The 6,666-nt window shown below is 63.8% G+C and carries 7 protein-coding genes and 3 pseudogenes; 4 read left to right on the top strand and 6 right to left on the bottom strand.

Annotated features, from left to right (window positions below; genetic code table 11):
- Positions 1-175: 175 nt before the first annotated feature.
- From MFF01_RS18420 to MFF01_RS18410, 3 genes and pseudogenes are all read right to left on the bottom strand, one after another.
- Entirely contained in the window at positions 176-559 is a 384-nt protein-coding gene (locus tag MFF01_RS18420; protein ID WP_238227617.1) for a BLUF domain-containing protein, read from the bottom strand.
- Between the two features lie 252 nt (positions 560-811).
- Positions 812-1,012 (bottom strand): annotated as a pseudogene (locus tag MFF01_RS18415) (IS3 family transposase); the annotation flags it as partial.
- A gap of 3 nt (positions 1,013-1,015) precedes the next feature.
- Positions 1,016-1,324 (bottom strand): annotated as a pseudogene (locus tag MFF01_RS18410) (transposase); the annotation flags it as partial.
- Between the two features lie 282 nt (positions 1,325-1,606).
- Here MFF01_RS18410 and MFF01_RS18405 point away from each other — a divergent pair.
- Both MFF01_RS18405 and MFF01_RS18400 read left to right on the top strand, forming a co-directional pair.
- Complete coding sequence (locus MFF01_RS18405) at positions 1,607-1,867, top strand: hypothetical protein (protein WP_238227616.1); 261 nt, start codon at positions 1,607-1,609, stop codon at positions 1,865-1,867.
- Between the two features lie 351 nt (positions 1,868-2,218).
- Positions 2,219-2,437 (top strand): hypothetical protein, encoded by a 219-nt coding sequence (locus tag MFF01_RS18400; protein ID WP_238227614.1) that lies wholly within the window; start codon positions 2,219-2,221, stop codon positions 2,435-2,437.
- A gap of 171 nt (positions 2,438-2,608) precedes the next feature.
- On the opposite strand, the gene MFF01_RS18395 is transcribed toward MFF01_RS18400, so the two are convergent.
- A complete protein-coding gene (locus MFF01_RS18395) occupies positions 2,609-3,088 on the bottom strand; it encodes a hypothetical protein (protein ID WP_238227613.1) in 480 nt (159 codons plus the stop codon).
- Between the two features lie 239 nt (positions 3,089-3,327).
- On the opposite strand from MFF01_RS18395, the gene MFF01_RS18390 reads away from it, so the two are divergent.
- Both MFF01_RS18390 and MFF01_RS18385 read left to right on the top strand, forming a co-directional pair.
- Complete coding sequence (locus MFF01_RS18390; RefSeq protein ID WP_238227611.1) at positions 3,328-3,963, top strand: DUF938 domain-containing protein; 636 nt, start codon at positions 3,328-3,330, stop codon at positions 3,961-3,963.
- Positions 3,960-4,688, top strand: a complete 729-nt coding sequence (locus tag MFF01_RS18385; RefSeq protein ID WP_238227609.1) for an SDR family NAD(P)-dependent oxidoreductase — start codon at positions 3,960-3,962, stop codon at positions 4,686-4,688. Before MFF01_RS18390 ends, MFF01_RS18385 begins: the two co-directional genes overlap by 4 nt.
- Before the next feature lie 249 nt (positions 4,689-4,937).
- Here the strand turns inward: MFF01_RS18385 and MFF01_RS18380 are convergent.
- Both MFF01_RS18380 and MFF01_RS18375 read right to left on the bottom strand, forming a co-directional pair.
- Positions 4,938-5,674, bottom strand: a pseudogene (locus MFF01_RS18380) (IS5 family transposase); the annotation flags it as partial.
- Positions 5,675-5,857: 183 nt separating this feature from the next.
- A complete protein-coding gene (locus MFF01_RS18375) occupies positions 5,858-6,247 on the bottom strand; it encodes an exopolysaccharide production protein YjbE (RefSeq protein WP_238227608.1) in 390 nt (129 codons plus the stop codon).
- Positions 6,248-6,666: the final 419 nt, after the last annotated feature.

Genomic DNA, 6,666 nt, shown 5'->3' with positions numbered 1-6,666 from the left:
ACTTTTCAGGAGGCAGGCCACCGGGAGGTCGCGGCCAAGGCGGTCGACCGAGAACCGTTTTTCGGGGTCGCGTTGCGATACGAGAGCACGGGGCCCGATGTGTGGGCGGCGGCCGACTGGAATGCTTCACAACGGAGATGTTCACCGGGATAGCGCCACTGTCAGAGCACGAAGGTCACTGCAGGTATCGGGTGAATTCAGCCAGGCATTGGATCAGGCGATGCAGGTGGTACGGGTCAGGCGTAGCACCCGTTCGGTTGGCCAGGACCTCAATCAGTTTGTCTACGAATTGCGCGGAGCCGTTATAGGCCAGGGCCCAGCCGTCGAATTCCCGAATTTCGATTTCCTCGTAGAGAAGGATCTGTACGTCACGGTGCCGCCGATCGGTACGGATGTCAGCCATAAGCATGTCAATGGACTGTCCGGAGCCTTCGAGGATCTGGGCGAACCATTTCCGCGAGGCGACCAGTGCGCCTGTAACGTCGAGCGTTGCGTTGCGTGCTCGTGAAATCTCGACAATTGCGGCGATTTCTGCGCGCGTCGCGAGCCTCTGACTCACGTATAATAGGGAACGGTCCATAAATTAAAGGATGCGCTAACAGGCTGATTTGCTTTGATGTGGATCAACGTGAGGGGGCGCTCGGAGTATCGCAATCGGGGATTATGGCAGCCCTGGCAGAGCGTACCCCACATTCGCAAGCCAACCCGTTTATGGCGCCCTGCGGCGTTGGTTCCTAGTTCTCGTGAAGCTGCAACGCGGCCTCTGTGGCCAGTTGCCGGTTCCGTGGACACGATCCGAAGCTGATTTGGCCTGTTTCTCGAACTCAATCGGACTGACGTAGCCGAGCTTCGAATGCCGGCGGGCCGGATTGTAGAAGCACTCGATGTAATCGAACACATCGGCGCGCGCTTGATCACGCGAGCGATATGTCTTTCGCGCCGCCCGTTCGGTTTTCAGAGACGAGAAGAAGCTCTCCATCGCGCCATTGTCCCAGACGTTTCCTGATCGGCTCGCCGCGGTCGGCTCGGGATCATGGCCGGAGGTCAGGCGCAGCAGCACGAAGATCGTCGGCCCGTTGCTCGAAGCTTCCGGCCGCCAGCACGCGCTGCGCCTGTTGGTCGACGGCCTCACGGGGCGGAAGGTCGTTGGGCATCCAGCCAAGGCGCGCCCGTCTTCACCACGTCGCGCAGCCCGTTGAACGCCTCGCGCAGGCTGTACGCGCGCTGCCCCGCATCCGCGCGCAGCAGGCGTCAGGTGGGGCGCAATCAGCGCCCATTCGTCATCTGAAACGTCGGATGGGTAGGCTCTGCGGCAAGAGGTCAGGCCCCTTCATCTGGAATCCCCGCGCTACAGATCCCTAACAGCCTCTAACAGGAACGTTTCCCGGCAGGCAGGTTCCTCTGTACGCTTTTGAGCGGTGGGCGGTGGATGGACGATACTAACCCGATGGGCCGTTCGCGTGACCCGCTTGTGCCTGCCTTCTAATCCGCGATGGCGCGTGCGCGATAACACGTCCAGAACGAAAACGGCTCCCTATATCAGTTTTAACAGATAAAAACGGACCTGATCCCAGGCCGGTCTCTGTAAAGGAGCTTATAGAAAGCCATGATGACCCGTATCGCCACCGCCACCGCCGCTCTTGTCCTTGGCGTTGCTTCGATCTCGTCCGCCATGGCCGCCGAGCGTCCGACCTCCCGCTACACCTCGTTCGGATCTGAGGTCGAAACCACCGGTTCGCTCTACGCCCCCTCTCGCGTGCCGGCCTACGGCGGTTGCCCGATGAGTTCGGCCGCCGAGGGCAATGCCAACCAGCAGAATTTCCCTGTGATGCAGTACGGCCAGACCTCGGGCGGAAACCGCTGCTAATCCAGTTCCCAGAGGCGATCTCATGGTCCTGAAGGGTTTCTCGTACGCCATGGCCGCGGCGTTTGCCGGTGGCCTGGCCTTCACCATCAGAGGTGCGTCCCAGGCGTTGATCGTCTCGTAAGGCTCGCTCGAACGACATCATAGGACGGCAATGGCGGCGGGGCGAAAGCTCCGCCTTTTTCGTATTCGCTGCGCCTGTCGACGAGCTATTGGGCCCCTTGGTCGTGCGCCAACTGCATTGATATAATCGATATCGACTATCGATAGCATCTGTTTGAATGATGGTGCAGTGCAATGCATATTCCTCTCATGAACCGGGGCAGGCCCCGGACCACCAGAGGATTTAACACCATGACCATCCGTACCTTCGCTCTCGCTACCCTGGCGTCCATCATCTTGACTGGTGCCGCAGCAGCCGACGAGCGCATCAACATCACGCCCACGCTGTACCGTGAGCAGGCCCGCGTCACCGCCGCCGTGCGCCCAGCTTCCGAACTGACGACGACGCCCTCCCTGACCCCTCCGGCCCCCGTTGTCCGCCGCATCGTTGCTGAGGCAGGGGCACGCTAGACTGGCTTCGCGTTCCGATGTCCGGGAACTATCACAACAGAGCGGCAGGGCCTTCGCCCTGCCGTTTAGTGTTCAGGAACTCATCAGCATAAGCGCCGCGTCTGTCATGCGCCAACATCGCGCATCATGGCGGCATCCGAACGGCTGCTATTGCGCATTCGCTGAATCGCTTCACTGACAGAATGTATTGGGACAGTTGCGCTGGAAATGGCACTCCGAGTAGGCGGACGTGCCATCGCGGTTGACGATCCCGTCGACGATGCCGCCAATGCTGTTGATTCCGTCGAGCCGGCGGGCACCGTCACACCAGCCCTGGATAGGCGTGAGCTTCTTCGACTCCCGCGGGTCGACGACGACCCGTGCGGTCTCGTACCGAACGTAGGCGCGCAGCCCTGGGACGTCGGCGCGCAGCCCTGGGACGTCGGGCGGGGTGTAGCCGTAGCACACGAGCAGAGCCTTGAACGGCCAGCCGGCATTCGGCCCGCGCTTCACCTCGGAGCACAGAGCGACGATAACCGCGAACTCGATCACCTGCCGCATGTCGCTGGTGCTGCCGACCTGGGGGAACAGACGCTTCTCCGTCTCACAGTCGAGATCCCACGCGGCGGCCGGAACCGCCACCGCCAGTAGGACAGGCAGAATGTAACGCATAATGGCGATCGTATACCGCGAAATGGACGCCGGTAGCGGCACGCCTCAGGAGAGGTGGACGTCGAGGGAGTCGGCAGAGCAGCAGGTGCCGGTTCACGAGCCATCAGCATCTCACCCCGACCGCGAACCATCCGCGCCGTAGCTGCGCGCCACGGATTGAAGCTGTGTCCTTACATCCGAGCAGGCGGGCCGCCACGAAAGGACATGCGCTCGGCGTCGGCCGGCATTAGAAGGGCCCCATGCCCGATGCCCTGTTCTCGCCGGCCGCCGCCCGCAACGCCGCCCCGATCGCCGAAGTCCTCGAACGTGTCCTCTCGCCCAGCGGCCTCGTCCTCGAGATTGCGAGCGGATCGGGCGAGCACGTCGTCCATTTTGCTCAAGCGCTGCCCGCGCTCGACTGGCAGCCGAGCGATCCCGATGAAGAGGCCCGTCGCAGCATCGTCGCCCATGCTCGCGCCGCCGGGCTGGCGAATATCCGGTCGCCGCTGGCGATCGATGCGATCCGTCAGCCGTGGCCGGTGGCCCGGGTGAACGCCGTCGTCGCGATCAACATGATCCATATCGCACCCTGGGACGCGACCCTCGGGCTGATGGCTGGCGCGGAAGCGGCGCTCGCGGCGGGTGGGGTGCTGTACCTCTACGGTCCTTTCCGGGAAGATGCCGCGCATACCGCGCCGAGCAACGCCGCGTTCGACGACAGCCTGCGCGCGAGGAATGCCTCCTGGGGGGTCCGCGACATCGAGGCGGTCGTGGCGGCCGCAGAAGCGCATGATCTGCATCTGGTAGAGCGCGTCACGATGCCGGCCAACAACCTCAGCCTGATCTTTCACCGTGGGCGCCGAAGCTCCGCCGCCGACCGGGAGGTCGCGCCTTGACCGCCTCGCGCCCGACCAGCGCGGTTGTCGTGGGTGCGTCCGGCGGCATCGGCGGTGCCTTGATCTGCGCGCTCGCCAAGGGCGAAGCCTACGCGCCGATCTTCGCACTCTCACGTTCGGGATCATCGCTTCCCCAGGGCGTCCGAAGCCTCCCGATCGACCTGAGCGACGAGGCGACAGTTGCGGCGGCAGCGGCGAGGGTCGGTGAAGCCGGACCCGTCGGTCTGGTCATCGTCGCCACCGGCCTTCTTCACCAAGCGGGCGTCTCGCCCGAGAAGTCGGTCAGGGCGCTCGACCCCGCCGCGATGGCCACTGTCTTCGCGATCAACACGATCGGGCCCGCGCTCGTCGCCAAGCATTTCGTGCCTCTGCTGGCGCGGCGGGAGCGATGCGTGTTCGCGGCCCTGTCGGCGCGGGTCGGATCGATCGGCGACAACCGACTCGGCGGCTGGTATACCTACCGTGCCTCGAAGTCGGCGCTGAACCAGATCCTGCGAACGCTCGCGATTGAGGTCGCCCGCAGCCGACCGGAGGCGATCGTCGTGGGCCTGCATCCCGGCACGGTCGCCTCCGGCCTGTCGCGGCCCTTTCGACCGGACCCGACGGTCGACGGCGTGTTTTCGCCCGAGGAGAGCGCTGCGCATCTCCTGCGCGTGCTGACCGGTTTAGGCGCGGACGACACCGGCGGCGTCTTCGCTTGGAACGGTTCGCCGATCACCGCCTGAACGCGGTTTCGGGTCTGACAAATGCCCAGGGCGATGCCACGCGATCGTTAGGAGCTGGGATCACTTCCACCATGCGCCATAAGCGCGAGTTTGGCGCCTGCCCGGAAGCGGACGTTCTGCCTCAGACCCAGCCCGGCTTCCCTAATCACCATTGGCGCTTATTCGAAACGGCCATTCAATACCATTGGCTCGGGCGGGAAACGCACTGCGCATTCCGGCCTCTCATGAGATATCCGCGATCTAGAGCGCCTAACAAAACCGTTTGATCTGGTTGAGGGTGATGAGGCTGGCGGCGAGGCTTGTGAAGGCTTTGGAGATGTCAGCTCTGCGCTCGTAGCGGATGGGGAGGCGTCGGAAGCGGTTGAACCACGTATGGGTTGGCTCCACGACCCAACGGTGACGACCGAGCTTCTCGCTGCTGTCGATGCCGCGTCGAGCGATGCGCGGCACGATCCCCCGTGCCCGGCACTCCTGGCGGCGGGGTCTGGCATCGTAGGCCTTGGCAGCGTGCAGCTTGTCCGGACGGCGTCGCGGTCGCCCGCGCCGGCCGTTGCGCAGGGGCGGGATGGCATCGAGCGCCTCCGCCATCATCGCGCTGTCGTGCCGGTTGGCTCCGCTCAGGCAGGAGCCGAGTGGCGTGCCCCGCGCATCGGTGACGAGGTGGCGCTTCGTCCCCGGCTTGCCCCGGTCCATCGGGTTCGGGCCGGTGGCAGGCCTCCTTTTTGGGCCGGGACAGACGCGCTGTCCCGGCAAGCCCGGCTTCAGTCGATCTCACCCGCCGCGTGCAGGCGCTCCAGGAGCACGTGATGCAGGCGGCGCCACACGCCCGCCGCTTGCCAATCCCGCAGCCGACGCCAGCAACTCATGCCGGAGCCGCAGCCCATCTCGGCCGGCAGCATCTCCCAGGGCAGCCCCGAGCTTAGCACGAACAGGATACCCGTCAGCGCAGCCCGGTTCTCGAGCGGACGACGCCCACCCTCTTCTCGCACCGTCCTTCACCAACATCGTGGGATTGCGGCTGTGGCAATCACATACGGAACGTTCCTCATTGGGATCCTGGCGCACGCTTGGGCTATGGCCTGAATCGAAAAGCCCCGGACCGCAGGAGCGGCCGGAGCTTCAATTTAGCCGAGCTGTTCTAAGCTCAGGATGATCGGCTCATCGGGCGATCAGCAATCATCGCCCTTCTTGCCAAGAGCCTGGCTCTCACCAGTGTTGTTCATGGCGCCAACCGTTCCAGGCGAGGCGGGCTGTTGCCCGCCCGCGAGATTCTTGCTCGCAGGATCCTCGTTGCCCTTCGCCGCAGTGCTGGCGCCGGGCTTGTCGCCAATCGCTTGGTTGGCACCCACGTTATTCATCGCACCGACGGTGCCCGGTGAAGCCGGCTGCTCGCCACCCGCAAGGTTCTTGCTGCCCTGGTCGACAGCTGAGCTCTTACCGTTTGCTGCGTGTTGCTCCGGTACTTTACCCTTTTCTGCGCCGGTGTTGCATGGTGCTGCAAAAGATGCTCCGGCTGTGAGAGCAAGAATGGCAGCGCTGGCAATGAGAGAGCGTTTCATCGAGCGTTCCTCCGCGTGTGTTTATCGGGAAGAATAATTCCGCATCGGGTGCATCGGTTCCCATCCGACAGGAACGTTTGGCATCGCCGGTGCCGATGGTTCTCGATACCTGCTGAATGTATTGCCTAAAGGAAACCCACGGCGTCAGGCGCAGTTAGCATTTCGCTGAGCCGTCCTGATCTCAGGATTGGCTCGGCGCCGACGACGCTGACGTTCCTCCAAGATCTAATCAGCGTCGTCGGCTTCGCGCGCGCAATCGAGCGTGCCATTCCCACCCGCCGCGAGCGCCCCCGCCTCGGACCGGATACCGGTTGAGGGAAGGGGTCTTGTGTCAAGGCCTTCAGCCGAGCTGCAATCCCGTAATTGGCCGTACCCCGACCCATGTCATAGATCTTCAACCGTTTGTCGCGGGCGGTCCA

The sequence above is a fragment of the Methylobacterium adhaesivum genome (assembly GCF_022179065.1).
GTDB classification, from domain to species: Bacteria; Pseudomonadota; Alphaproteobacteria; order Rhizobiales; family Beijerinckiaceae; genus Methylobacterium; species Methylobacterium adhaesivum.
This window is presented reverse-complemented; position numbering and strand designations above follow the sequence as displayed.